Origin of the sequence: Rickettsiella grylli (assembly GCF_000168295.1) — a bacterium.
GTDB lineage: Bacteria > Pseudomonadota > Gammaproteobacteria > Diplorickettsiales > Diplorickettsiaceae > Aquirickettsiella > Aquirickettsiella grylli.
In genome coordinates this window covers 920816-946593 of sequence record NZ_AAQJ02000001.1, presented here as the reverse complement: position 1 = coordinate 946593, position 25778 = coordinate 920816, and the positions used below count along the sequence as shown (strand labels likewise).

Sequence of the window (25778 nt, the reverse complement as noted above, 5' to 3'; positions counted from 1 at the left end):
AATAATTGAAAAAATTAATTGAAAGGTTAGAGAATAAATATTGACGCGCGCGCCCGCGCTGCGTATATTCAGAACATGGCGTTTTTACGCGTAAAATAAGCATAGCAGAATTATCATGGACGCTTCATTGCATAAAAAATATCAGCTCGCGTGGGATGATATTGCAGACGGTTTAAAATCTTGGCGAATTTCGTTGTTAATGGCTTGGCATGAAATAAAACTGCGCTATCGTCGTTCAACATTGGGCCCTTTTTGGATTACGTTGACCATGGCATTTACTATTTACAGTATGGGAATGTTATATGGTCGCTTGTTTAAAATGGATTTAAAAAGCTATTATCCGTTTCTTGCGACAGGCATTCTGGGTTGGAATTTAATTTCATCCATTGTCAATGATGCAACGATGGCCTTTGTGAATGTCGAGCCGTTTATTAAACAAATGAAACAGCCTTATTTCGGTTTTATACTTCAATCCGTTACTCGGAATTTCCTTATATTTTTTCACCATCTTTTAGTATTAATTCCGCTTATTTTTTTATCTTATTTTAAATTGAATAGTAATACATTATTTATAGTCATTAGCTTAATTGTACTTTGGATTAATGCGGTTTCTTATAGCACGTTACTTGCTTTTTTGGGAACACGATTTCGTGATATACCGATACTCGTTGCGAGTTTTATTCAGATCGTTTTTTTCTTAACACCCATTATATGGTCGCCAAGTAGTTTACCCGTAGGGTATCATTATATTATTGATTTAAATCCTTTTGCACAATTTATGGAATTATTTAGAAATCCTTTGTTAGGGAAACTACCTTCCTATTATGCATTATTGACCTGCTTCGGATTAACGATAGCGGGTGTTCTTTCTGCATTTATCATATTTACGCGCTATCGCGCTAGAATTTCATATTGGTTATAATGAATTTTCAATGGCACTTATAGAACTTAATTCCTTATACGTTGATTTTCCTATCTATCATCACAACGCTCGTTCAATTAGGAAATCCTTTTTGCGTTTTACAGGGGGAGGAATTATACATAAAGAAAAAGAAACCTCACGTATCGTTATTGTTAAAGCGTTAGATAATATTAGCTTTACTTTAAACCATGGTGACCGACTCGGGTTGATTGGTCATAATGGCGCTGGAAAAAGTACATTACTCCGCGTACTCGCTAAAATATATGAACCGAGTCAAGGAAGTATCACGATTGAAGGGAGAGTTTCTCCACTGCTCAATGTTATGTTAGGTGTTAATCCTGAATCAACAGGTTATGAAAATATTTTAATGCGAGGAGTTTTGTTGGGGCTTAGTCAAAAAGAAATTCAAGAAAAGGTACAGGAAATCGCTGATTTTACGGAACTCGGTGATTATTTATCAGTGCCTATTCGCACGTATTCGACCGGGATGCAGTTAAGATTGGCGTTTGCAGTAGCGACGTGTATTAAGCCAGAGATTTTATTAATGGATGAAATGATAGAAGCAGGTGATGCTAATTTTAAAAAGAAGGCAGAAGCACGTCTTACTGGATTTATTGAACAAACCAGTATTTTGGTTTTGGCATCGCATTCTAATGAAACCATCCGCCGACTGTGCAATAAAGTTGCTCTTTTAGAGAAAGGAAAACTGAAATATTTTGGACCTTTAGAGGAAGGGTTTGTTGTTTATGAAAAGTTAAATAGTGATTAATGGAGTCTGTTTTTATTGAATGAGGATTGATTCAATGCCTAGAACCGTACCTAAAATTAAATCTATTTACTTATTCGAAATTTTTTGGTTATTGCTGCTATTAACGTATGCCAGTATCGCTTATTTAACGTCCCTTCATGTTTCTTTTTTTAATTCGGATTGGGTAACGTTTTTCAAATTTTTTGATGATCTCGTTTTTGAACAGGGTCATTATAAAGATTGGATACTATTTCCCGCGCCACATTTTTTTCCAGATATGTTTGTTTTTTTTCCATTTTTTTTTCTAACGAGAAATATCTATTTTCAGTTTTTGATTGTAAGCTGGATAATGATAATATTATACTATTCCAGCATTAAAATAATTTACAGTCAGTTTTTTACTAAACAGTCTACTCTTTTTTCATTGGCAGCAACTTCCGGTCTTTTTTTATTAGCGTTTAAAAATAAATCGCCTTATATGCTTGCGCTTGTACCCGCGATTCATACGAGTGAGCTTGTTGCAGGATTATTTTTACTTGGAATACATTTTTTTTGATAGATTATAATACATTGGATTATAAAAGCTATTTTTTATGCGTTGTTTCGGCCGTGATAGCCTTTGGCTCGGGGTTATCTGATTTGCTTTTTATAATTTAATTTATAGCCCGCATTTTTTTAACGTACAGTTTTTTGATGGTATTTAAAAAAATTAAACCTCGTTTAGGGTTCATTTTTTCGATTCCAGTTCTTGTTTGTGCTAGTTTAGGATCATTTCTCACTCAATTTGTGGTTCCGAAAAATGTTTTATTAGACTATTTGGAATATCCATCCGTTTCAAAAATATCGATTCAGAATATAGCGATGCAATGGTCTGCAATAATACAAGAGATAAAAAGTCTTAATAATTATAAAATTGGAATGGTTTTAGTTTTATTTTATTTTTTTATTATTGCCATATTAATGAATAGTTTTTTTAATGGTTTTAAAAGAAAGAATAAATTTTTTTTGATAAAAAAATAGTTTTTTTATCTATTTTTATACTGACGAGTATTCTGATTAATATAATGAGTTTATTTTTTTTGGTGGCGGTATTTCCCATGTCGTTAAGAGATGTTTTATAACTTTTTATTATTTTCCTTTTTTATTATTTTTTTTACCGTTGTCTTGCGTTAAACATTATTTTTTTCTTAGTAAAACGATGATAAGCCTATCTTTTTTAGTATTTTTTTATTTTTTAATGAGTTTGTATTCTTTATTTCATAAAGCAGAGTTTAAGGTGCACATGAGTTATTATCCTAAAGAAATTCGTTGCATTGATCAATTATTAAAAGGACATCGTCATTACGGGATTGCTCAGTATTGGGATGCGAACGTCATTACTTCCTTGAGTAAAGCGCACTTACAAGTTGTTCCTTTTAATCCAAATTTAACCCCTTTTTATTGGTCAATTAATATAAAAAAATTTGAAAAACCTATCAGTTTTATCATTGTGGATAAGAGAGATATTCGATCATTGCATAAGAATGAGATTTATGCAAAATACGGCGTCCCTCAAAAAGAGGTTACCTGTTATTCAAGGAAGGTTTTGATCTATCCTAGAGAAAGTATCAAAGGAACTTCTCCTCCGCCTAATTTTAAAATATTTTCATAAAAAATAGTGAGCCATGGCGTATAATTATTATTGAAAATAACGAAATAGACAAGTAATCACCTAACAAGGAAAAAAATTATTTAATGTGATAGATTTTGTAGATTGTTCAGTAATTCTGTGTGATTAAATCCTGCAATTAGATTTAAATATTTAAATTTAGTAAGATGCTCATGCGCAATAACATGAAAGCTTTTTGAACAATTAAAATCTAGAAAAGTATCTTTCTCAATCGCAAAAACATAAGGGAAAATATCCAATAGACGTTCTCTAAATTCAGGTAAAGTGATTCGTTGCATGACATTGAGGCACCAATGGTTCATTTCTAAATACACAGTGGGCTTGAATTGATTTAAAATTTTTTTGGCTCCTTCGAGCACAAATAGTTCGTAACCTTCAACATCAATCTTTATAAAGTCCACTTTATTTATTTTGAAAGAATCAAATATATGATCTAAAATTTTAACAGTGACTTGAATTTCAAACGCTTGACCAGAGGACGAATACGAATCAGCAATAAAAGATCCGCTAAAAAGGCATTTATTCCTTGCATGATCGAAGTAGATTCTTTGTTTCCTAGTGCAAAATTATATTTCTGAATATTAGTCATACCAGAACGATGTATATTTTTTTCAAGAAAATTAAAGGTAGCGGGAACGGGTTCAAAAGCTATAACCTTCCCTTTTTTACAAATACTCGCAAGAGCAATTGCGCTTAGACCAATGTGTGCGCCTATATCTAATACATTAAAATAGTCTTGACAAAAATTTTTAAAAATATTAATTGTAAAGGGTTCATAGTCTTTGATTATATTAGTTAAATAAGTAGTATCACCTAGGGAGTATTCAATTAACTGTGTCAACGCTAAACTAAATCAACAATTTTAGGAGTTGACATGAAACAAGCCATACTCAGTAAAGAATTTGAAGCTGAAGCGATAGCACGGCTAAAATCAGGAGAATCGTTAACAGGAAAAGATGGAATATTAACGCCGTTAATAAAACAAATTATCGAAGCATCGTTAGAGGGGGAAATAGACGCTCATTTATCAGAATCTAAAGCAACGGATATCTCAAATCGACGCAATGGAAAAACCAGTAAGTTATTAAAAACGGGGACAGAAAGTTTTGAGCTAGAAACACCCCGAGACCGTTTAGGAACGTTTGAACCACAAATGGTTAAGAAACGTCAAACGGTTTTAAACGAGTCCTTAGATAACAAAATACTGTCATTGTATGCACTTGGGATGAGCTATGAGGCGATCCAAGAACATCTGGCGGATATGTATGGTCTTGAGGTTTCAGCCGCTAAAATTAGCTTGATAAGCGATAAATTAATGCCGGTTATAACGGAATGGCGAAATAGACCGTTAGAATCTGTGTATCCCATCGTATTTCTCGATGCCATGCATTTTAAGGTGCGTATTGAAGGAAAAGTCAGTAGTCGTGCTTTTTATTCGGTTTTGGGTGTTAACAATCAGGGTCGTAAAGAAATTTTAGGGCTGTATCTTTCTGAAAATGAAGGTTCTCGTTTCTGGCTACACGTTTTAAATGATTTGTGCGCTCGCGGAGTTGAGGATATTCTCATTGCTAGCATTGACGGATTAAAGGGTTTTCCTGAAGCCATTGCTGAGGTTTTCCCCCAGACAGAAATTCAGCTTTGTGTGATTCATCAAATCCGTAACTCATTAAAGTACGTGACCAGCAAAGATCAAAAATCCTTTATGGCTGATTTAAAATTGGTTTATCGTGCGAGCTCCAAGGATTTAGCCGAGCATCGCCTATTGGAGCTTGATGAAAAATGGGGTAAAAAATACCCTGCTGTGATTAAGTCTTGGCAAACTCAATGGGAGCGTTTGTCTCAGTATTTTAAGTACCCAGAAGAGCTACGACGTATTGTTTACACAACGAATATAGTGGAGGGGTTTCATCGGCAAGTGCGTAAATATACCAAAAATAAAGGCGCTTTTACTAGTGAAAATGCCTTACTTAAATTAATTTACTGTGCCTGTCAAAAAATACTAGAAAAGTGGTACCAGCCCCTGCATAATTGGGCCTTAATTGCCTCTCAACTACAGATATTTTTTGATGGCAGATTAAATTTACAGTTACGATAAAATTATTAATGACACAGTTTTGTGAACACTCTCATCACCTACTATTTTATATTTTTTTGAATTAATTGAAATTTTTTTCAGCATATTAATCTGCTTTAATTAATATTTTTATATGATTTCAATAGTCGGAAATGGAAAAATAAATTTTCCACCTTGAATTAAGTATTCTTTTTCTCTTCGCAAGATATTTTCTTTGAAGTGCCAAGGTAACACTAAAAAATAATCAGGTTTTATTTTTCGGGCCTCTTGATCAGAGATAATGGGGATATGTGCCCCAGGTGATAACCGGCCAAATTTCTCTTCATTGACCTCAGCAATAGCAAGAATTTCTTTTGACGTAAATCCACACACTTGTAATAATACATTTCCTTTTGTAGAGGCGCCATAGCCTACTATTCGTTTTCCTTCGGATACGAGTCTTTGAATTAAGGTTTTAAGTTTATTTGTATGTTCAAAAACACGATCTTTAAAATTTTGATAAGGTGTAAGCGTTAAAAAACCCATGTTAATTTCTTCCTCTAAAAACCAATGGATAAGTTCGATATCGGGTTTTATAGAACAATGAGTATTTTTGGTTGCTGTAATCGCAAAACTTCCACCATTTATATTATTTAAGCTTACAGTCAGCAGTTTTAAATCAGCAGCCTCTAAGATTTTTTTGATGACATGTAATGAATAATATTCTAAATGTTAATGACAAATCGTATCGTACGTATTTAACCGTATCATTGCGGGCATATAACTTTGTTCAAAATGCCAAATTCCATCGTCGGCTAAAATAGAATGAATTTCTTGCGCAAAATAGATGGGATTTTCTAAATCATAGAACATAGCAATTGAGGTTACGATTTTTGCAGGTTGGTCTGTCATTGAAAAATAATGATTGGCACTGAAATAATCAGGAACTAACTTAATGTCTTTCGGATAATAGGATGAAAATTTTATTCCCGTGGGATCCATGCCAATGCGTTGAATATGTGGATTTGAATACGCCTTAAGGAGAGTACAATCGTTACTACCGATATCAAGGATCGTATGACCCGTTTGCAACCCGGCTAACCGCTCTAAGTACCGTATAACGTGAGATGATCGATCATGGATTGGTTGAGGCCAGAACGATAACCATAATGAACACCATACATCTCTTCAAAATTACAAGAATGCCGTAGTTGTAAAAGCCCGCTTTTCGGACACCATACTAATTCAAGAGGAGCCGTTGTGATAGTATCTGTTTTAGAAAGAGGAAACACACCGGTTAAAGCATGATCGCCTAATGCAGTATGCTAATGAGATTTTTGTCTTTTGAAAACGCGACAGTGTTCAATTTTTTTATACTTGATCAATGTAGTATCTCCTGAGTTGATGGTGTAAAATTTTGCTCAAAGATTGCTAAAAATTGAGTGGCAAATTGATCATAGCTAAAATGCTTCTTTGCATAGTCGCGTACTTTTTTCTGAATCGCTAAAACCTTTTCTCTATTATCAATCGTATATAAAACAGCATCAGCAAATTTTTCACAATCACCGACGTCGACGAGTTGTAAAAAATTTGAGACTTCGCCGAGTTCAAGTGTAATTTGAGGAATATTAGTGGCAATAACGGGTGTATTAAGGTAAAGTGCTTCGTTAATTTGGGTTGGAAAATTACCTTCGTTTTCAGATGTAAAAACGAGTGCGCTCGCTAATTGATAGACTTGTATTAATGCCGTATCAGTTAAACGTGGCAAATGAATTAAATAGTTGTTTTTTTGTTTTTTAGAGATAAATTGCGTCGTAAGAACACCATAAAGTCTTTTCTTCATGCCTTTTGCTTTTAATCGATCGTTTACAATATTAATAATTTTCGAAAAATCATCTAATCGTTTAGACGTTCTATCTCTCGTCGGATAAAAAATAAATAAACGGGGAAGTTTTTCGCATAATGTGTTAATCAACGAAGGATTTTCTTTTTTTTGTGGGGAGGGGAGGTACGGTAATGGAAAAGAAATTATTTTTTCTTTAGGTACTCTTAAGATAGTATCCGGTAAATAATTCCGCGTGAACTCAGAATTAGTAAGAATTAATTTGGCTTTTTTTGTTAATGTTCTCGCAATAGAACGCCATACCCAATGGTCACCCATTTCACGTGAGCCTTGATAAAAGTGAGGAAGATAATCAGGTAGATACAAAAATGTAGATTTTTTCACCCGATAGACTTCAGGAAATAAAAAATAATGGGGTACGATGACGTGCGAAATAGAGTGATCTTGATTGATAATTTTTATATAGTGATTTTTTTTTATTTTTTGAATGAAAAAGTTAGAATATAAAAAAATATTAAAAAACGACGGTTTTTTAAGAAAAAAACCTACTTTAGTAGTAAATTTATTAATCATTCTAATTGATTTTTTAATGATTCTAATTAATAAATTCACTAAATAAAATGATTTTAGTTGAACAGATGTTTTTTTATTACCTATTTTTTGAATGAGAATATTCTTTTCTTTTTCGATAATGAGTATTTTTAATTTGCGGGGATCACTCATATATGCTGAAAAAAAGCCATACATTTTACCCAAATCGGAACGACGACTGGTGACGATAACCGTAGAGTGCTGCGCTAAAATTCGAGCGATCAAATTGACAACACGGGCTATACCTTCTACACAATAATAACTAGAGTCTGGGCCTCTTTCAATATGAGGTCCAAATTGATGAAAGGGTATCACGATGGATTTTTCAATCGATTGTTTTTTTGAGCTATTTTTTTTAACCGTATTAATGTTATAAAGTAAATTTATAGGTGAAGCGACCTGATCGGAGCGTAAAATCTCAGTCATGGTCCGATCAAAGATGGGCCAGACATAGTCCGGATCATACAATTTTCTGACTTCTGCTTGGCTCGTAATAATTTCATGACTTAATGTGTAATCTCCTTTTTTTAATTGTTGTGCGAGATTAACGAGTGCTGTTAAGTTTTCAGCCTCTCCAGGCGGTGATACGTTTTTAAAATAACGAGATAATAAACATCCTTTCAAAAAAAGAACTGGACCACCTAAGGTCATATATTCAATAGGAGGTAAATAACAGGTCGTGGGCTCAGTGTAATGATAAATGAAGCCGCTTAATTTGTTTAAAGCCGTTAGAAAATCTTTACGATCTAATGTTCCAATAACCTGGAGATTGGGAACAGGTACAATTTGAATCCCAAATATTTTGTATTCATTCCCCCGAAAATATTTTTTTATTACATTATAATAATGGCGATAATAGGGATTATCTAAAATGCGAGGACACATTAAGCCTAAACTATATTTGGGTAAACAAGTGTTCTTTTCAAATGTCCAAGAATCTTGTAACGCCATAACCTCATCCGCTAAACAATAAGGGATGACGCGGGTTTCTAAACGTTTTATCCAAGAATCTTCAGTAGAGAGAACTTCTTCATGATGCGGGCAAAACCAAAAATTTTCACGCTCAGTGATCAGATCAAGTAGGCGATAATTAAGCATGAAATGAGATAAAGGATAGGATTGACCATAAACTCTGTAAATGACTTTACCATGGTAGACCTTTAAAAACTCTTTTAACCAATTGGGGTCAATAGTAACAATAGCTATTTCAAAATATTGATTCAGAATTTCTGCAGCTTCAGATGAAATAGGATTATAAAAAAATTGGGTCTTGGATAGGATTGCAATGGCTTCATGAGGAAGGGTTGAATGAACTGAACCGGACCAATCAATGACTGCCGATTGATCAATGATTGAACTCAAATAAGGCGGATTAAAAACTTCATACCCCAGCATTCGTAATCTTTGGAGTTCAGTAGTCACCAATAATTTATGCATGCCTAACCAAAATATACGTTTTTTTTTCATAAACTCCTTCTCCATTAATTTTCTAAATTTTTTTTAGGATAGATGAAAATAACCTCTTAAAAAAATGATTGATTAATTTAAATAAAAAATTTAGATGACTCCATAGTAAACGTATATTTTTCAATACAATGCGTTTTGCTAAGATAATTTTTCTCTTTTCATTGATTTTATTTTGTTGGATAAATGGTTTTATTTGATTATAAATTACAAAACTATCGAAAATATTAGGAGGATACTTAAACGCTTGACACAGTTCTGTATGTTTTGAACTTACATAAAAACGATTCAATTGATCACTATAAACGAAAGAGTAGCCAGCACTTAATAGCAGGGGTTCCCACGTTTGATAGGTTTCTTGATAATCCATCGGTGAAATAGCTTCAACAAGAATTATCCACGGTTGATAGTACTCCCATCGGTTACTTTGAATAACTTCCTGCTCAAAACCTTCGACGTCTAATTTTAAAAAGTGAATTTCTTGAAGCGGAGGAACATATTTTTCAAAGAGTTGCTCTAAAGTGATTACTTGAATAGTTTTATTTTTTATGGAATAACCTTGAGTATAGTGCTTTTGAGCAATCGTCTTACTGAAAGTTGATAAACCGGTATTTTTATTCGAAGGATCCTTTATAATATAAAATTCTAAATGCTTTTCTTGATTGCCAATAGCCAGAGGTAGATTAATGTCTCTGGGTCTATGGATTAAAAATTCTTGATGTTGCGTAAAATTAGGTTCGATATTGATACCTTTCCAATTTTGATGTTCATAAAAAAATTTAGTTATTGAGTCATCGTGAGGTGAAAAAGCACCAACGTCGATGTAAAAGCCTTTTTTAATATGTTTTAATGCGCGCCAAAGCATAATATCTTCAAAATTTTGCGCATAAGAAATGAATGTCATTGAATAGGTTCCAACTGGGATAAATCGTGTTTATTTTTTAGACGTGCAATATCACTATCGACCATCATCCCGATGAGTGTCATGAGTTGTGTTTTTGCTGTCCAATGAAGTTGTTTATGAGCTTTTGTTGGATCACCTAATAAAACATCAACTTCAGCCGGTCTAAATAATTTGGGGTCAACAACAAGAAAATTTTGATAATCTAAACCAACATGATTAAACGCCAATTGACAAAAACTACGAACAGTGGTGGTGTGGCCAGTGGCAATAACATAATCGTCAGGAGTATCCTGTTGGAGCATGAGCCACATGGCTTCAATATAATCCCCTGCAAATCCCCAGTCCCGTTTGGCATCAATGTTCCCTAAACGTAATTCTTTTGCTAAACCGAAGTAAATTTTGGCGACCGCATTCGTAATTTTACGGCTAACGAATTCAATTCCTCTTAAGGGGGATTCGTGGTTAAATAAAATCCCGTTTGAGGCGTGCAAACCAAAACTTTCACGGTAATTGATGCTTATCCAATGCCCATAAACTTTAGCGACGGCATAAGGACTTCGCGGATAAAAAGGCGTTTTTTCATTTTGTTTTTCCGCTTGAATCAAACCAAATATTTCACTACTGGACGCTTGATAAAACCGAGCACTGGGATGGGTTAAGCGAATGGCTTCTAAAAGGTGAGTGACACCTAATGCGGTCACTTGGCCCGTTAAACTAGGTTGTTCCCACGAAGTGCCCACGAAACTTTGCGCGGCAAGATTGTAGATTTCATCTGCTTCAGAGAGTTCCATCGCACGTATTAACGATGCGGGATCGATCATGTCGCCATTAATGTAGTGAACGCGAGATTCAATACCCAGTTCACGCAAGCGCCAGAAACTATCGCTCGTTCTTCGTGCAGTTAAACCGTATACCTTATAATTTTTTTTTAATAAAAATTGCGCAAGATAGGCACCATCTTGACCCGTAATCCCAGTAATTAAAGCGCGTTTAGTCATTTCTATCCTAAAAATGAAAAAATTGATAATAAAAGAGTTAATTCTATATGGAGATTTAACGCAGAATCCTTGTGAAATTGCTCCTAGGCTGAATTAGGCTTGAAATCGTAACAAAATTTTGAATAAATATCTAGGGCCTATTGCGAGAGTAAAAAAGATAAACTCACGTGTACACAGGGACAGCGATGATGAAAATTATTATTAATGGGCATTCCATAAAAGCCCCCTTAACAGGGATTGGTTTGTATACCCGACAGTTATTTCAAGGATTAAAACACAATGGACGGATAACTGAGCTTATTTGTATTCCAGAAAATACAGGAACGATTGGAAAAGACATTAAAAAAAATTCTTTTTCTCCCATTAAGAAAATGATTAAGTCATTGCCAGGAACCTATACCACGTTTAATCAATGGCGATCACTCAACTTTAGACGAAAAACCCGTTTACTGGCTCAAAAAAACTTTATTTATCATGAACCCAGTTACATTTTACATCCCTATGCGGGGCCAAAAGTATGCACGGTGCATGATTTATCACATATTCATTATCCACAGTATCACCCACGAGAAAGAGTAAAATTTTTATCAAAGCAGTTAGCCAAAAGTATAGCCAGCGCACAACATATCATTACTGGCTCGAATTTTATTCGTAACGAAATTATAAATTTTTTTAACGTGTCTCCCGATAAGATCAGTGTCGTTTATCATGGCGTCAGTAAACGTTTTCAACCTTACACTCAAAACGAGTTAAATCCTATTGCGCGTTATCAATTAACCAAAAAAAAATATTTATTGAGTGTCGCGACGCGAGAACCACGAAAAAATATAAAACGCTTACTACACGCTTATTCCCGATTACCTGCTTCATTACGTAAACAATACCCGCTTGTTTTAATAGGAAGTAAAGGCTGGAATAGTGTTCAATTAGAAAAATTAATCGATAAGCAGGTTAGAAAAAAAGAAATTTATGACTTAGGTTATGTTCCAGATTTAGATTTGCCTTATCTCTATGCAGGGGCCGCTGCATTTCTTTATCTTTCTATTTACGAAGGCTTTGGTCTTCCTATTTTAGAAGCCTTAGCCAGTGGAATCCCCGTCATTGCATCGAATGTATCGAGTATACCGGAGGTCATGGGAACAGCAGGATGCTTAGTCAATCCGTTTGATGTGATGTCAATAACCGAACGATTAAACGAGATATTAAACGATCCAATTTTACGTGATCATCTGAAACAGAAAGGGATTGTACACGCGGCTCAGTTTTCTTGGGAAACATGCATTACCAATACCATTGGAGTTTATGAATCGATATTGGCTTCATCATCTGTTACTGTTTTACGTTCGTAATTATCTTTGAATCGGATAATATCATCTTCGCCTAAATAACTTCCGGTTTGTACCTCAATGACAATTAAGTCGTGTTTCTCCAAATTACTTAAGCAATGTTTGCAGCCTAAAGGAATAAATGTCGATTCGTTAGGATACAGTATAAGTTGTTTTTGATCGTTTTTTATGGTTGCAACGCCTGAGACAACAACCCAATATTCACTGCGATAGCGATGCATCTGCACCGATAAACTGGCACCGGGATAAACCAGCAAGCGTTTGAGTTTGTAATGAGGACCTTCATCTAAAACGGTATAATGGCCCCAAGGACGATAAACCGTTTGATGATAGCGATAAGCCGGATGGTCATTGCGCTTCAGTTCTTCAACCAATTGTTTAACGTTTTGAATATGACTCTGTTGGCAAATCAACAAGGCATCCGGCGTATCGACAATGGTTAAATTTTTTATTCCTAATAGACCGATGACCCGGTTGGAATGTTGACTATAGATATTGGTGTTATAGGTTTCCTTTAAAAAAACATCGCCGAGGATGCGATTATTATTTTCTTCTAATTTTACAAACGTATTGAGAACGTCCCAGGAACCCACGTCGGACCAACCAAAATCAGAAGGAATGACTGTAATATTGTCTGCCTTTTCCAATAACGCATAATCAATAGAAATGTTTTCTAACACCGTAAAACTGGGCTCATCGAGGCTAAGTTTATTGTGGCGCGTCACATTTTTTTTTACACTGTGATTCCAACAGGCTAAGCTCTTGAGATAGAACGCTGGAATGTATTTTTTTACGGTTTCCAGAAAAGTTTTAACGCGAAAACATAAAATTCCTGAATTCCAAAGATAATTACCTTCTTCAATAAAAGACTGAGCATTTTTATAGGTTGGTTTTTCATAAAATTGGATGACCTTATAGGCCGAAAGGATTTCATCCGTTTTAGAATATTGAATATACCCATACGCTGTTTCTGGTTTATAGGGAATAATTCCAAATAAAGTTAATAACTCTTTTTCAGCTAATTTTTTTGCTTTTTCGACACACGCGTTAAATTTATCTTGATTTAAAATAATATGATCGGCAGGTAAGACCAGTAATGTTGCGTCAGGATGAATAACTTCGTTTGTAAAAAATGCGCTAAAAATAATCGCTGCAGCAGTATTCCGTGAAAAAGGTTCTAATATAAAATTGAATGTATTAGACGCTGGATCATAACCTAAATCAGTCAGCTCCTTTTTAGTGTGATAATAATATTCAAAATTCGTGACGGTAATGATTTTTTCTATATGAGGGATGTTCAGTGTACGTTGATATGTTTTCTGTATCAATGAATGGGGTTCATCATTAATTCGAATAAAAGGTTTCGGGTAGGTTTCGCGAGAAACAGGCCATAAACGAGATCCATTTCCACCGGATAAAATGACAGGGATAAGCATCTTTAATTCATCCTTGTTTATTGAGGGGATTTTCCTTTTCTTTAAGTGAGTGCTCTGTGATCGTAGAAATATCGATTGTTATGAATGAATAATCCGATTAAATCATTATTTAATTTTAAAGAGGATACCTCGATAACTTAAAGAAGGCTATTCAAACATAGCTTATTTAGTATAGCAATATACTGATTGTATTGAGAACGGTAAAAGATAGAATAGATCGATGGAAACTATCTTACATTTAGGCAAATTTTCAAAGGATTATGCAGGAGGAATCGAGACGGTTGTTGATGGATTACTTTCTGGATTAAGTATGGATTTCAAATTGTTCAATTTGGTTTCGAATACGCAATTTAAAAATAAGCTCACGAAGCGGACAGGCTATATCGAATATTGTTCCCCTTTAGCAGGCGTATTTGCTCGGACGCCTTTTTGTCCAACAATGCCTTACCAATTAAAAAAACTCTATCAACGTTATCGTTTTTCGATTGTCCATTTACATTTACCCAATCCTATGGCGCATTTTGCTTCAGAAATATTACCTCTTTCGGTGAAACGAATTGTAAGTTGGCACAGTGATGTGGTTCAGCAAAAGAAGTTCATACGTATCTATCAGCCTTTCGTTAATCATTTACTCAAAAAAACCCATGCCTTAATTGTTGCCACCCCTTATTTAGCTCAAAATTCGATACAAATTAAAACGGCTAGAAAACGTAATATTATTTCTATCATTCCTTATGGCGTTGATTTCGATTTTTTTTTAATCAATAAATATCGAAAAGAAATTGATCAAATTAAGAACCAGTACGCTCACCGTTTTCTCATATTTGCTTTAGGTCGGCATGTCTATTACAAAGGGTTTTGTTATTTAATTGAAGCCATGAAACAGTTACCGAAGGATGTGATTCTATTACTTGGAGGCGTAGGAGCGCTCACCTGCACGTTGAAACGACAGGTTAACTATCTGCAGCTCGAAGACCAGGTCCATTTTTTAGGAGCAATCCGTAAGGAAAATTTACCGGCTTATTATCATGCCTGTGATGTGTTTTGTTTACCTTCAATCTGTCAAAGTGAAGCATTCGGCATGGTTCAATTGGAAGCGATGGCGTGTAAAAAACCGGTTATTTCGTGTGATCTGACATCCAGTGGAAACCAGTTGAATCAAAACGCAGTAACGGGTTTCGTTGTTCCGCCTCGTTGTCCTAACGCGTTAGCCAAGGCAATTTACACACTTTATCAGGATCCTCTCGCGCGGAACGCTTTAGGGAATTCCGCCTATCATTATGCAAAAAAGAAATTTACTTTACAAAATACGGTTGCTCAAATAAAAGCAGTGTACTGTCGTTAGAAAACGTCTATTTCGTGCTTCATTTTTATTAGAGGTAAAAATTTTATTTAAAATAATGATTTCGTCACAATGGTTTCGTCCCGTTCAGCGCCAGTAGAGATAATGACAATGGGTACATTGAGCAGCGTTTCAATGCGATGTAAATAATTTTGTGCGTTTTGAGGCAGTTGATTTCGTTTCTTTATGGATGTCGTTGATGTTTGCCAACCAGGAAGTTCTTCGTAAAGAGGAACACAATGAATCAGATCTTCAGGATTTTGCGGTAAATGGGTTAAACGTTTTGAACCGAATTGATAAGCCGTACACAACTTAATGCAAGGTAAGCTATCGAGCACATCAAGTTTGGTTAAACATAAACCCGAAACGCTATTGAGCTGAATAGCACGGCGCAATAAAACAATATCCAGCCAACCACAGCGACGTGGCCGTTGAGTGACACTCCCGTATTCATTTCCGCGATTTCTAAGGTTATCACCATCGTTGTCGAATAGTTCCGTGGGGAAAACACCAAGACCTACACGCGTACTGTATGCTTTACTGACGCCTAATACATAATCGAAACAACGAATTCCTAAACCACTGCCCGTTGCTGCAGAGCCGGCAACCGTATTGGATGAGGTAACAAAAGGGTAGGTACCTTGATCGACATCTAAAAAGGTGCCTTGTGCGCCTTCAAATAATAAAGAATGTTGTTTTTGGTGGTATTCCGTGAGTAAAGCAGGGATATCGGTCATTAAAGGAACTAACTGTTGACCTAAGCGGAGTAAGTGTTGACAGGTTTCTTCATAATGGATTGTTTCGGCATGGTAGTAATGCTCAAGCAAAAAATTGTGATATTGAAAAAGAATGTTCAATTTTTCAGCAAATTGCTGTGGATTGTAAAAATCACAAAGTCGTAAACCGCGTCGAGCAACTTTATCTTCATAAGCTGGACCTATTCCTCGTCTTGTTGTACCGATGGCATTTTTTCCGTTTTTTTCACGGGCTTCATCCAGTGCAATATGGGTAGGCAGAATAAGAGGACACGTCATACTTAATTTGAGTCGTTGGCGTACAGGAATACCTTGTTGCTCAAGTTCTTTTATTTCGTGGATGAGTGCATCCGGAGAAATGACAACACCATGACCAATGAGACATTCGACATTGGCATTTAAAATTCCTGAAGGAATTAAACGGAGAATCGTTTTTTTACCCGCGATGACTAACGTATGGCCTGCGTTATGTCCGCCTTGAAAACGCACAACCGCTTTGACCTCGGGAGTTAATAAATCGACAATTTTTCCTTTTCCTTCGTCACCCCATTGACAGCCCACAAGAATGATTGTTTTTGACATAATTTAAAATTCACTCAATAAAAAATTTAATACGCCCATAAAAAAAATTTCATTATTTTACAGTTTATTCAAGTGTGTTCGTTTCAGTTAATTTGATTTGAGGGACGTCATTTTGACGAGCAACGTCTTTCATATTGGACATGAAAGCGTGCTTTGTGGTTTTTTTAAAACCGCGCTGATAGATTTGCAGATCAAGGTACAAGCGAGCAAAGGTTGGGTTTTTAGTATAGGCCTGATTATAACGTTTAGCAGCTTCAGCATCACCTTGTGCACAAATGTGTGCTGCTTTCTCTCTTGCCTGCGCTAAAATTAAAGTTGCTGAATGGTCCGCATGCGCACGGATTAATTCCGCATTCGCTTTTCCTTCAGCACGAAGTGCAATCGCGTTCGTTTCTTGTTGTGTACGCATGGCATCTACTAATCGTTCACGGACATCGGGAGATAATACAAGCTGCTGAAAGCCAATTTGTGTGAGTTTAATACCGATTGGTTCAAGCTTTTTATTGGCTATCGATAAGACGAACTTCATTTGCGAGGGTGTCCCCTTCAAGATAAGTTGGTTAAAAGATAGAGGAGTATTTTTATCACGGAATAAAGCTGTTAATTGTTGATGGACCTGTTGTTTAATCGATTGAAGATTGTTTTTGGTTTTTTTGTAAAAGCGTCGGGGGTGGTTGATAAACCAGTTCACGTAATAAGCGATCGTAATAGGATATTTTTGTAAATAATGTTCATCACCGACCTCCGTCACTGTGAATGTCTGCAAGCGACTATCCAGTAATATCGGTCGCATAAAAAAGGGTATGATAAAATGGATGCCTGGTTTCAGAGTGTGAGCGGGATGCACCGATTTTTCTTCAGACAAAACGAGACCCGTATACCCTTCGGGGATGATAATAATGCATCGGTAAAGAATAAAAAATAAAACGATGAGCGCACCGAAAAGAAAATGGATTTTTTTTCGTAGAATACTCATTCATATCCTCCGGAATTTGCGTAAATACTAGGGATAGTATTATCGGGTTGATGAATCAATGAAGGAGTGTCCTTTTTTTTAGGTTGAGGATGAACCGCTGACCCATTTATTCGATTTGTTTTATTCGCATGGATCGCATTCGATTTTTCCACGGTTAAAGAAAAATGGGTCGGTGAAGGATTAGTCACAACAAATTGAGTGCTCTGCGCCATCATGGTTTGTAAACTCGATAAATAAAGTCGTTGACGGGTTAATAAAGGCGAGGCCTCATAAGCCGGCAATAAGGCCAAAAAGCGAATAATATCTGTTTTAGCCTTTAATACAGTTTCTTCTCGGTAAATATTAGCGTCTGTAATCAGTTTTTCTGCGGCTGCTTTAGCGCGTGGCTCTAATTGAAGCGCATAAATATGCGCTTGTTTTTCAAGTTGCTCTTTGTCCTGTTGAGCATGGCGTGTGTCAGAAAAAAGTGCCTCCAATGATTTTGGGATTTGAATGGAACCTAATTCAATCGTTTTAATGGCTAAACCGGTTTGTTGGTTGAGGCGTGTATTGAGTTGTTGTCGTACGTTATCGGCAATCGAAACAGGGGGCGTGTTCAGCAGTTGATTTAAAGTATACTGGCTAAGAAGTCGATTGACTGCGTTGTGCAAGGTGGCTTGTAGCGTCAGTAAAGGATGCGCATTTCTAAAAAGATAATTGTGTGGATTAACGATCGCATAATCTGCCAGGATATCAACCGCAATTTCATTGCCGTCTTTGGTTAAGAGTGTCATCGTCGTAGAGAGTTTATTAATATTCTCAAAATTGATCAGTGTATAGCGTTGAAAAGGTTTGAGAACCCAATGATAACCAAAGCCTTCCGTGGAGTGATACGCGCCAAACGTTGTGATGACCGCGGATTCACCAGGATTAACCTTAAAAAAACCAAGCGCAAACCAAGTAAGTAAACAGAAAAACAAAGCCATGCGGATTGACTTCCTATTCACTTGTGTCGGGATCCATGAACGCGATCGCGTTGATTTCGTATTAAAAACTTTTAACTTGAAAAAAGTACTAATTTTTTTCAGTAAATCACGTAAAAATGCTTCGAGGTCAGGGGGGGTCTGTTTCGATCGTCCTGTCCACGGATCTTTGTTTTTGCTGGGATCACCCGGTTCGTTCCAGGGCATAGTATGCTCCACTTGTTAGTTTTTTAAGATTTTTAACGCACTGTCTTCAGAGTTTTCCTATTAGGACTAAAAAATCAGCTTTCAAAGATTGAGCAGACCATGGAGCACTCATAAAAGCCACCTCGTCTGCACCGCCTAGACCAGTAGAACATTTTAGGCATCCTTGGACATAATCGCAACTATTAATCAGAAATACAACAGAAACCGTAAAGAAATGACGATTTTAAGCAGTGATGATTATTGATTGGTTTGATAAGCGAGACACTCAATCACTGCAGATTTTAATAAATCGATTCCTAAGGCGAATTGGGCCGATATCCAAACCTTTGTGGGTAAGCCCGTTGCGCTACGTTCTAAACGGGGTGAAGAATCATTCAGCCTATCAATTTTATTAACGACAATTAATTGCGTAATCGGAACCGTATGGATCCGTTTTAAAACGTGATCCACCGCGTGAGTGCATTCTTTTTTTTCTGTATTGGCGGCATCGACGACATGTAATAATAAGTCAGCGTGTTGTGTTTCTTCGAGTGTAGCACGGAAAGCGGCGATAAGATGATGGGGGAGATGACGTATAAAACCTACCGTATCGGCTAAAATAGCGATTTTTCCGTTCAGAGACATGCGACGTATGCTGGGATCGAGTGTGGCGAAAGGCTGATTCGCAATCAATACGTTTGATTGCGTTAACCGATTAAATAATGTGGATTTTCCAGTATTGGTGTAACCCACTAAGGAAATATAAGGCGCCTTTGATTTTTTTCTGGCGCGTTGACTTTGCGCACGTTGGCGTCGAACTTTTTCTAAACGTTTTTTAATCGTTTTGATTTGTTGTCGAATCAATCGTTTATCCGTTTCTAATTGTGTTTCACCAGGACCACGTAAGCCGATACCACCACGCTGTCGTTCTAAATGGGTCCAGCCACGGATTAATCGTGTGGAAAGATGTTCAAGCTGAGCAAGCTTAACCTGTAATTGACCTTCAAAAGTACGCGCGCGTTGTGCGAAAATGTCTAAAATTAACCCCGTGCGCCCGAGTACACGACAGTGTAATTTTTGCTCTAAATTACGTTCTTGAGCAGGACTGAGATCATGATTAAATAGGATTAACTGTGATTGATGCGCAAGGCCCGCGGTCCGTATTTCTTCAAGCTTACCCACACCAATAAAGTATTTTGCTTGAGGTTGATATTGTCGCCCGGTAATGAGTGCCGTCGGATGAGCACCCGCTGCTAGAGCTAGCTCCCGAAATTCTTTTATTATTTCTTCATTTTCATATTTTTTAAAATAAATATGGACTAAAAGTGCTAGCTCACCGCGTTGGGGACGTTCAAACATTACTAATTTCAAGTTCCTCGTCAGTCACATTACAATTTTGTAGGTCATTGTTTTCATCAACCGTGGCTAATTTAACATTCTTTGCAGGAACGACTGTTGAAATAGCGTGTTTGTAGACCATCTGGCTAACTGAGTTTTTTAATAAGACTACGAATTGATCAAATGATTCTACTAAACCCTGAAGTTTTATTCCGTTAACGAGATAGATCGAAACAGGAACTTTATCTCTACGCAAGGCGTTCAGAAAAGGATCTTGTAGTTGCCCTTTAGACATAATTAGCTTCTCCATGCAAATTTTAAATATAACTATAATCTCAAAAAGCCTTGGTCTTAAATTTATTTAGCTTATAACCAAGCGGAGTAAGTTTAGCATGGTAAAGCCATAGGGCATAGCCCTTCCACTGAAGAGTTTTCTTTTATCAAAAAAATCAGAGTCAATTTCAATAAAAGTCAAGTTGTTATTCATGAAGAGAATAGAAAAATGGCATGAAAAATAACGACTGCGTTTAAATGCGTTTAAGGATCATTGACGAATGGATATAACGGGATAATGGAGTTAAATCGTTTTATTCCAATTTGAACCGATTTGAATATCCACAACCAGCGGCACAGACAATGTCGTTGTATGGACCATTAAGTTTTCAATCAGCCGTTTGGCCCGTTGAAGATCATGCTCGGCAATTTCAAAGACTAATTCATCATGCACTTGCATAATCATGTGCGCATCCAGCTTTTTTTTGATAAGTTCAGCATCTATCCTAATCATCGCTTTTTTTATAATATCTGCGGCACTGCCTTGTAAAGGCGCGTTGATAGCCGCACGTTCGCTGGCTCGACGTTGTAGCGAATCGTTTGAATTAATGAAGGCTAAATTTAAACGACGTCCAAATAAGGTGGTGACGTAACGTTGTTCATGCGCGCGTTGGCGTATGCGTTCCATATAACGTTTGACACCGGGATAACGATCAAAATAACGTTCAATATAATTTTTTGCGTCTTCACGGGAGATGCCGAGTTGCCGGGCCAAGCCGAAAGCAGACATTCCGTACATAAGACCAAAATTGATTGCTTTCGCGCTGCGACGCTGTTCATGCGTGACACGTTCTAAAGGAATATTGAGCACTTCTGCTGCAGTGGCTTGATGGATATCAAGGCCTTGTGCGAAGGCTTTGAGCAAGCCTTTATCTTGCGAAAAATGAGCAATAATACGTAATTCAATCTGAGAATAGTCTGCCGCAAGAATAAAATAGCCTGGGGGTGCAATAAAGGCCTGTCGAATTTTTCGACCTTCGTGCGTTCGTGCGGGAATATTTTGTAAATTCGGATCCGAAGAAGAAAGTCGTCCCGTGACAACGGCCGCTTGATGGTAAGAGGTATGGACGCGACCTGTTTTTGGATTAATTTGCTCTGGAAGCTTGTCTGTATACGTTGATTTTAATTTACTTAAGCGGCGATGTTTTAAAATAATCTTCGGTAATGGAAATGTTAAGGCGAGTGCTTGCAAAACATTTTCAGAAGTGGAGGCTTGACCTTTCGGTGTTTTTTCTAAAATAGGTAAGCCGTGATCATCAAACAAAATGGTTTGTAATTGTTTTGGCGATCCTAAATTAAAGGGTTTTCCAGCCAATTGAAAGGCCTGTTGTTCCAACGTTAATAAACGTTTTGCAATCGAACGACTTTGTTTTTTTAATAAGGGGGCATCAATCAATACACCATGTCGTTCCATGCGTGCTAATACAGTGACTAATGGCATTTCAATCTCCGTGTAAACCGTCGATAAACCGACTACATTGTCGAGTTGGGGTTTGAGTGTTTCATGTAAACGTAAAGCAATCGCTGCATCTTCGGCGGCATACGGTCCTGCGTCTTGGAGATTGATTTGATTAAATGTTTTTTGTTTGGCGCCTTTGCCTGCAATTTCTTCAAAGCGTATCGTTTTATGATCGAGATGTTTGAGGGCCGCGCTATCCAGACTATGTTGATTACTGGCGCTATCGAGTAAGTAGGATTCGAGCATGGTATCGAAGTCTATTCCTCGTAATTGAATGCCATAATGGGCGAGAATGTTCATATCATATTTTAAATGATGACCAATTTTGATTTGTTTGGGATCTTCAAAAAGAGGTTTTAACTGCTGCAATACCCACTGTCGATTTAATTGTTGAGGAGCGTCTGGATAGTCATGCGCGAGAGGAATATAAACAGGCTTTTCACCTCCTATTGCAAAAGACAAGCCAACCAGTTCGGCTTGCATGACATTTAAACTAGTCGTTTCAGTATCAAATGACCAACCGTTCGCTTGCGTTAATTGTTTAAGAAAAACGTGAAAAGATTGCTCGTCAAGGATTAATGAATAAGCGTTTACAGGCGGCGGGGTATGGATGGTTGAATCCGGGGAAGCTAAATTTTTTTCCAAATCGCGCAACCAGCCTTTAAATTCTAATTTTTTATAGTATGCGCTTAAAACAGAATGATGGGGTGCCTGAGGACGGAATTTTTCTAAATCAAATGACAGATCAACGTCCGTTTTAATGGTGACTAATTGGCGCGATAAAAGCAGTTTATCGCGCGATGCTCTTAGATTATCACCGACTTTTCCTTTAATAGCCGAGGCGTTTTTTATCAGTGATTCGAGATTACCATAATGATTGAGCCATTTTGCTGCGGTTTTAGGCCCTACGTTAGGAACGCCAGGAACATTATCGACGGGATCACCGATTAAACTCAAGTAATCCGTTATTTGTTCGGGTGCTACACCAAATTTATCAATGACCCCCTGACGATCGAGTCGTGTATTGGTCATCGTATTCACTAAAGTAATCTCTTCACAAACCAATTGGGCAAAATCTTTATCGCCGGTCGAAATTAAAACCGGTCGCAGATGTTGTAGGGCTTTCGTGGCTAACGTGCCAATGACATCATCGGCTTCAACGCCGGAATGTATCACAAGTGGCAAGCCTAAACCTCGAATGAGCGCGTAAAGCGGTTCTATTTGCACTTGTAAATCATCAGGCATCAACGGGCGATGCGCTTTATATTCTGAATATAAGGCTTCACGAAATGTTTTTCCTTTGGCATCAAAGACGACGACGATATATTCCGGGTCGTTCTCCTTCATTAATTTACGGAGCATACTGATAACACCATAGATCGCACCGGTGGGTTCACCTTTCGAATTCATTAATGGGGGAAGTGCATGAAAGGCCCGATAAAGATAAGAAGTGCCGTCGACGAGGATAAATGGTTTTTTCATAAGGTTTTTTTTTAAGTGAAGAGTTCGTGGCTGCGTTTCATTGTGAAGAACCTCGTGGAGAGAAAAGCATTTTTTATCATGAAAAGAGTATATGTGCCGTTCAGTGTTGAAATTAATAGTATTTTCGTTATGATGCCGAATGCTATAATAGCATAGCTTATTAAAGCTTAAAGCCGCTTATAGTGGGATATTCCCAGAGGCAACGCAACGATCATTTGCTTTTTTGCCGATGCGGTATCGGGTCATGTCATTGAGGTTATTATGCGCATCGATCAAGAAATAAAACTAGATTTTAAGGATGTTTTAATTCGGCCCAAACGGAGCACATTACAAACGCGCGCGGAGGTTGATTTAACACGCGATTATACCTTCAAACATTCGCAGTGTTCATGGAAAGGCGTCCCGATTATTGCATCGAATATGGATCATACCGGTACTTTTGAGATGACTGAAAGCCTGGCAAAACATCAATTATTGACGGCTATTGGCAAGTTCGCATGTTTACAGGATTGGGAAAATTTTTCGAGCCAACATGCAAAGTCGATCCCTTATTGTTTCCCAACCATCGGGATTAAAGAAGAAGATATCCAAATACTCGCAAACATTATTAAAATAGCCGCGTGTCCTTTTATTTGTATTGATGTGGCCAATGGATATACCCAACGTTTTGTCGATCGTATCCAGCTATTGCGAAAAAAATATCCTAAAAAAACGTTAATGGCTGGAAATGTAGTCACCGCTGAAATGGCTGAGGAGCTTATTTTAGCCGGTGCAGATATTGTTAAAGTCGGTATTGGCTCGGGTTCTGTGTGTACCACGCGTCTAAAAACCGGTGTGGGTTATCCGCAGCTTTCGGCAATCATCGAATGTGCGGATGCCGTGCATGGTTTAGGAGGGCACTTATGTGCAGATGGTGGTTGTGTTTCGCCCGGGGATGTGGCGAAGGCATTTGCTGGAGGCGCTGATTTTGTTATGTTAGGAGGAATGTTCGCAGGCCATGAAGAATGTGCAGGCGAAAAAGTGGAGGAAAATGGTCATTGGTTTATGCGATTTTATGGAATGAGCTCCCGTGAAGCCATGCATAAATATCATGGGAAAATGAATCGTTATCGTGCAAGCGAAGGTCGTTCAGTCAATATTCCTTACCGAGGAACGGTTGAAAATACGGTACTGGATATTTTAGGGGGGTTACGTTCTACCTGCACTTATGTGGGTGCGCAACGGTTAAAAGAGCTTTCTAAACGGACGACTTTTTTACGCGTGACTCAACAATTAAACGAAGTATTTGCGGCATTACAAGTCAATGAATCTATGACCGATTAATTATTTTTTGTAAGAGCGGATATAAAAATAGAATGAATGGACTCCAAAAAAAACGTTTGAATTTTGTCGTGTTTTTAATCGTCATCAGTCTGGTTGTTATCGGTTTATCCGTGTATGCCTTGAAACAAAATATTAATTTATTCTATACCCCTTCCCAATTGGTTCGAGAACATTTAGCGCAAGGCCAACTGTTCCACTTAGGAGGGCAAGTGAAGAAAGGGACAGTGAAGCAACACGGTGAACCGGGGTTGATATCGTTTGTAGTGAGTGATGCATCCCATCAGGTTTTGGTTGAATACCAAGGCGTCTTACCGGATTTATTTCGCGAAGGTCAATCCGTCGTGATAAAAGGAAGTTTGGACAAAAATGGGATTTTGCAAGCGAAACAAGTGCTTGCAAAACATGATGAACGCTATCAATCCATGCCATAACTTCAGTCATTACTTTTTATATATTTTTTAGTTTTTTTGTTGATCGAAATAGGGAAATACAATGAACAAAATAACGTCTTTAAAAATACTCATTGCAGTCGCGTTGATTGTTATCGCCAGTTTGGCTTATCTGCTATTAACTCGATTTTTTCCGAGTGAAGAAGTTTTTTTTATGGGATCGCGCGCGTTAACACGCGGGTTGATTTTGGATCTTGCGATTAAAAAGAAAGATTATCCCAGTTTTTTGACAGAAAATTCTGCTTTTTTAGTGGTTCACCCCGCACAATCGGCTGAAGATCATCGCGCTGACATCCTTGAAACGCGTGATATTTTTGCGTTGATTGAAAAAACAAATAAAAATACGATACACGAAACTGACCCGCTTTACGCAGAGCTTGAATTACTTTTTTTAAAGAAAAAACCTTTAGGAATACGCGCAAATTATATGACTTTAGCCAGTTTGGGTGTGAAAAGCTTATTTTTTAATCCCGACTATCTGAATACGTTTTCGCAAATTTATCAGGATAAGCTTCCTCATGCGGCAGGGTATGCTATTATGGGCGATGGCAGTCAGCGACAGATCCGCGATATTTTAATCAACGCATTTTGATTTTTGAACTCAGTTATTAATGATT

At 37.1% G+C, this 25778-nt stretch carries 25 protein-coding genes; 10 read left to right on the top strand and 15 right to left on the bottom strand.

The genetic code is table 11. The annotated features are described in order from the left end of the window. The first annotated feature begins 115 nt into the window (after positions 1 to 115). The 4 genes from RICGR_RS04370 (at position 116) to RICGR_RS04350 (ending at position 3321) form a co-directional block, all read left to right on the top strand. Complete coding sequence (locus RICGR_RS04370) at positions 116 to 922, top strand: ABC transporter permease (RefSeq protein ID WP_006035887.1); 807 nt, start codon at positions 116 to 118, stop codon at positions 920 to 922. 10 nt (positions 923 to 932) lie between these two features. Continuing rightward, a complete protein-coding gene (locus RICGR_RS04365; RefSeq protein ID WP_040615167.1) occupies positions 933 to 1691 on the top strand; it encodes an ABC transporter ATP-binding protein in 759 nt (252 codons plus the stop codon). A gap of 34 nt (positions 1692 to 1725) precedes the next feature. Further along, positions 1726 to 2226: a hypothetical protein gene (locus tag RICGR_RS04360; protein ID WP_006035808.1), complete on the top strand. Its 501-nt coding sequence runs from the start codon at positions 1726 to 1728 to the stop codon at positions 2224 to 2226. Positions 2227 to 2952: 726 nt separating this feature from the next. Then, positions 2953 to 3321, top strand: coding sequence for a hypothetical protein (locus tag RICGR_RS04350; RefSeq protein WP_040615165.1), 369 nt, complete (start codon positions 2953 to 2955; stop codon positions 3319 to 3321). 80 nt (positions 3322 to 3401) lie between these two features. Here the strand turns inward: RICGR_RS04350 and RICGR_RS08045 are convergent, their stop codons facing one another. Further along, positions 3402 to 3797, bottom strand: coding sequence for an FkbM family methyltransferase (locus RICGR_RS08045; RefSeq protein WP_275113654.1), 396 nt, complete (start codon positions 3795 to 3797; stop codon positions 3402 to 3404). Continuing rightward, positions 3773 to 4180 carry an FkbM family methyltransferase gene (locus tag RICGR_RS08040; RefSeq protein ID WP_040615162.1) on the bottom strand — a complete coding sequence of 136 codons (408 nt, stop codon included), beginning with the start codon at positions 4178 to 4180 and terminating at the stop codon, positions 3773 to 3775. Before RICGR_RS08040 ends, RICGR_RS08045 begins: the two co-directional genes overlap by 25 nt. Before the next feature lie 33 nt (positions 4181 to 4213). Between RICGR_RS08040 and RICGR_RS04335 the strand changes: the two genes are divergently transcribed. Beyond that, positions 4214 to 5434, top strand: coding sequence for an IS256 family transposase (locus tag RICGR_RS04335; protein WP_006034785.1), 1221 nt, complete (start codon positions 4214 to 4216; stop codon positions 5432 to 5434). 108 nt (positions 5435 to 5542) lie between these two features. Here RICGR_RS04335 and RICGR_RS07940 read toward each other — a convergent pair whose 3' ends face one another. The 6 genes from RICGR_RS07940 to RICGR_RS04315 all read right to left on the bottom strand — a co-directional run bounded on the left by RICGR_RS07940 (position 5543) and on the right by RICGR_RS04315 (position 11192). Further along, complete coding sequence (locus tag RICGR_RS07940) at positions 5543 to 5989, bottom strand: methyltransferase C-terminal domain-containing protein (protein WP_240992265.1); 447 nt, start codon at positions 5987 to 5989, stop codon at positions 5543 to 5545. A gap of 135 nt (positions 5990 to 6124) precedes the next feature. Further along, positions 6125 to 6484: a hypothetical protein gene (locus RICGR_RS07935; protein WP_240992221.1), complete on the bottom strand. Its 360-nt coding sequence runs from the start codon at positions 6482 to 6484 to the stop codon at positions 6125 to 6127. 14 nt (positions 6485 to 6498) lie between these two features. Then, positions 6499 to 6684, bottom strand: a complete 186-nt coding sequence (locus RICGR_RS07930; protein WP_240992220.1) for a hypothetical protein — start codon at positions 6682 to 6684, stop codon at positions 6499 to 6501. Between the two features lie 89 nt (positions 6685 to 6773). Next, positions 6774 to 9293 carry a glycosyltransferase family 4 protein gene (locus RICGR_RS04325; protein WP_006035498.1) on the bottom strand — a complete coding sequence of 840 codons (2520 nt, stop codon included), beginning with the start codon at positions 9291 to 9293 and terminating at the stop codon, positions 6774 to 6776. A gap of 22 nt (positions 9294 to 9315) precedes the next feature. Then, the gene (locus RICGR_RS04320) at positions 9316 to 10194 is read right to left on the bottom strand and encodes an FkbM family methyltransferase (protein ID WP_006034730.1); all 879 of its coding nucleotides are present in this window, start codon (positions 10192 to 10194) and stop codon (positions 9316 to 9318) included. Beyond that, positions 10191 to 11192: a GDP-mannose 4,6-dehydratase gene (locus RICGR_RS04315; RefSeq protein WP_006034947.1), complete on the bottom strand. Its 1002-nt coding sequence runs from the start codon at positions 11190 to 11192 to the stop codon at positions 10191 to 10193. Before RICGR_RS04315 ends, RICGR_RS04320 begins: the two co-directional genes overlap by 4 nt. A gap of 185 nt (positions 11193 to 11377) precedes the next feature. Here RICGR_RS04315 and RICGR_RS04310 point away from each other — a divergent pair, with 185 nt between their 5' ends. Then, on the top strand, positions 11378 to 12541 hold the full coding sequence (locus RICGR_RS04310; protein ID WP_081441691.1) for a glycosyltransferase family 4 protein: 1164 nt from the start codon (positions 11378 to 11380) through the stop codon (positions 12539 to 12541). On the opposite strand, the gene RICGR_RS04305 is transcribed toward RICGR_RS04310, so the two are convergent. After that, the gene (locus tag RICGR_RS04305; protein WP_006035507.1) at positions 12493 to 13974 is read right to left on the bottom strand and encodes a mannose-1-phosphate guanylyltransferase/mannose-6-phosphate isomerase; all 1482 of its coding nucleotides are present in this window, start codon (positions 13972 to 13974) and stop codon (positions 12493 to 12495) included. The two genes, RICGR_RS04310 and RICGR_RS04305, sit on opposite strands and share 49 nt — an antisense overlap. 220 nt (positions 13975 to 14194) lie before the next feature. Here RICGR_RS04305 and RICGR_RS04300 point away from each other — a divergent pair, with 220 nt between their 5' ends. After that, positions 14195 to 15319, top strand: coding sequence for a glycosyltransferase (locus RICGR_RS04300; protein WP_006034666.1), 1125 nt, complete (start codon positions 14195 to 14197; stop codon positions 15317 to 15319). A gap of 47 nt (positions 15320 to 15366) precedes the next feature. On the opposite strand, the gene RICGR_RS04295 is transcribed toward RICGR_RS04300, so the two are convergent. The 6 genes from RICGR_RS04295 to polA form a co-directional block, all read right to left on the bottom strand. Further along, positions 15367 to 16653, bottom strand: a complete 1287-nt coding sequence (locus tag RICGR_RS04295; RefSeq protein ID WP_006035677.1) for an adenylosuccinate synthase — start codon at positions 16651 to 16653, stop codon at positions 15367 to 15369. Between the two features lie 64 nt (positions 16654 to 16717). Further along, a complete protein-coding gene (gene hflC / locus RICGR_RS04290; protein ID WP_006035458.1) occupies positions 16718 to 17629 on the bottom strand; it encodes a protease modulator HflC in 912 nt (303 codons plus the stop codon). Further along, positions 17626 to 18798 carry an FtsH protease activity modulator HflK gene (hflK, locus tag RICGR_RS04285; RefSeq protein ID WP_006034690.1) on the bottom strand — a complete coding sequence of 391 codons (1173 nt, stop codon included), beginning with the start codon at positions 18796 to 18798 and terminating at the stop codon, positions 17626 to 17628. Before hflK ends, hflC begins: the two co-directional genes overlap by 4 nt. A 237-nt stretch (positions 18799 to 19035) precedes the next feature. Beyond that, complete coding sequence (gene hflX / locus RICGR_RS04280) at positions 19036 to 20136, bottom strand: ribosome rescue GTPase HflX (RefSeq protein WP_006035263.1); 1101 nt, start codon at positions 20134 to 20136, stop codon at positions 19036 to 19038. Next, positions 20129 to 20410 (bottom strand): RNA chaperone Hfq, encoded by a 282-nt coding sequence (hfq, locus tag RICGR_RS04275; RefSeq protein WP_006035877.1) that lies wholly within the window; start codon positions 20408 to 20410, stop codon positions 20129 to 20131. Before hfq ends, hflX begins: the two co-directional genes overlap by 8 nt. Positions 20411 to 20692: 282 nt before the next feature. Next, on the bottom strand, positions 20693 to 23389 hold the full coding sequence (polA, locus tag RICGR_RS04270) for a DNA polymerase I (protein WP_006035855.1): 2697 nt from the start codon (positions 23387 to 23389) through the stop codon (positions 20693 to 20695). A 261-nt stretch (positions 23390 to 23650) separates the two neighbouring features. Here polA and RICGR_RS04265 point away from each other — a divergent pair, with 261 nt between their 5' ends. The 3 genes from RICGR_RS04265 to RICGR_RS04255 all read left to right on the top strand — a co-directional run bounded on the left by RICGR_RS04265 (position 23651) and on the right by RICGR_RS04255 (position 25753). Then, positions 23651 to 24712: a GMP reductase gene (locus RICGR_RS04265; protein ID WP_006035221.1), complete on the top strand. Its 1062-nt coding sequence runs from the start codon at positions 23651 to 23653 to the stop codon at positions 24710 to 24712. A gap of 32 nt (positions 24713 to 24744) precedes the next feature. After that, positions 24745 to 25143: a cytochrome c maturation protein CcmE gene (locus tag RICGR_RS04260; protein ID WP_006035689.1), complete on the top strand. Its 399-nt coding sequence runs from the start codon at positions 24745 to 24747 to the stop codon at positions 25141 to 25143. Between the two features lie 61 nt (positions 25144 to 25204). After that, positions 25205 to 25753 (top strand): hypothetical protein, encoded by a 549-nt coding sequence (locus RICGR_RS04255; RefSeq protein WP_006035095.1) that lies wholly within the window; start codon positions 25205 to 25207, stop codon positions 25751 to 25753. Positions 25754 to 25778 lie beyond the last annotated feature (25 nt).